Source organism: Streptomyces phytophilus (assembly GCF_013870535.1).
In the GTDB taxonomy this organism is placed as follows: domain Bacteria; phylum Actinomycetota; class Actinomycetes; order Streptomycetales; family Streptomycetaceae; genus Streptomyces; species Streptomyces phytophilus.
The window spans coordinates 1-1051 of sequence record NZ_JACBXC010001703.1; the positions used below are offsets into that span (position 1 = coordinate 1).

1 protein-coding gene is annotated in these 1051 nt (G+C 70.8%); it reads left to right on the forward strand.

What is annotated here, in order from left to right; all coding sequences use genetic code 11:
• On the forward strand, nucleotides 1-975 hold a 975-nt coding region (locus H5J30_RS35365), incomplete at its 5' end, for a glycoside hydrolase family 183 protein (protein WP_220189652.1).
• Between the last annotated feature and the right edge of the window lie 76 nt (nucleotides 976-1051).

A 1051-nucleotide genomic window follows, 5' to 3' on the forward strand; every position in this document is an offset into this window, starting at 1 on the left:
GCGGCGGCGGTGGAGGTGACGAAGATCCGGGACCTCACCGGGCCCGGTCTCACCACCGCGTACCGGATGGAGGCCACCGACCTGGGCATCCCCGTGCGCACCCCGGACGGCCGGATGCTCTTCGTCTTCGGCGACACCTTCGAGGAGGCGCGCGTCGGCGGCGGCTGGTGGCGCTCGCCCGTCGCGCTGTACTCCACCACGACGGACCTCGACGCCGGCGTGACCTGGTCAGGCGCGGTGGGCGGGGCGGCGGCGCAGCAGCTGTGGGCGTACGAGCACGACAACCCCGTCTTCTCCACCGTCCTGCCGTCCGACGTGATCACCATCGGCTCGACGATGTATCTGCACGCCATGGTCAACAAGGGCCTCGGCAACGTCGTCTGGACGGAGATCTGGCGCTCCGACGACAACGGCGCCACCTGGGTGCACACCGGCGCGAAGTTCGCCCCCGACCTGCACGGCGGGCTCTTCCAACTGCTCACCTGGGGAGAGGGGAACGACGGCTTCGTCTACGTCTTCTCCACGGAGTTCACCCGCAGCAAGCCGATGATCCTGCAGCGGGTGCCGTCGGCCCGGATCGCCGACCCCGGCGCGTACGAGCCGTGGGGCTACCGCAACGGCGCCTGGGCCTGGGGCAATCCGCCGACGCCGGTGCTGGAGGGGCGGTTCGGCGAGATGTGCCTGCGGCCGATGGCGGGCAAGTGGATCCTCACGTGGTTCAACGAGGCCGACTACCGCATCGACGGCATCCTCATGGACACCCCCACCTCGAACCTCTACGAGGCGCACCGGCAGACGCTGGTGTGGGGCGGGCAGTGGGGGCAGGAGGACGACTCGCACGTGGCGCAGCTGTACGGCGGGTACGTGATCCCGGGGTCGACGCCGGACAACCTGCATCTGGCGGTGAGCCAGTGGAACACGGCCGCGGGCTGGCCGTACCGCGTCATGCAGCACCGGGTGCGGGGGTTCGTGTAGGTCCGTCCACGTCGCCGGCTTCCCCGTACGCCTGCGGCTACCGCTGCGGACCTGCCCGGCCGGTGACCACCGTCGC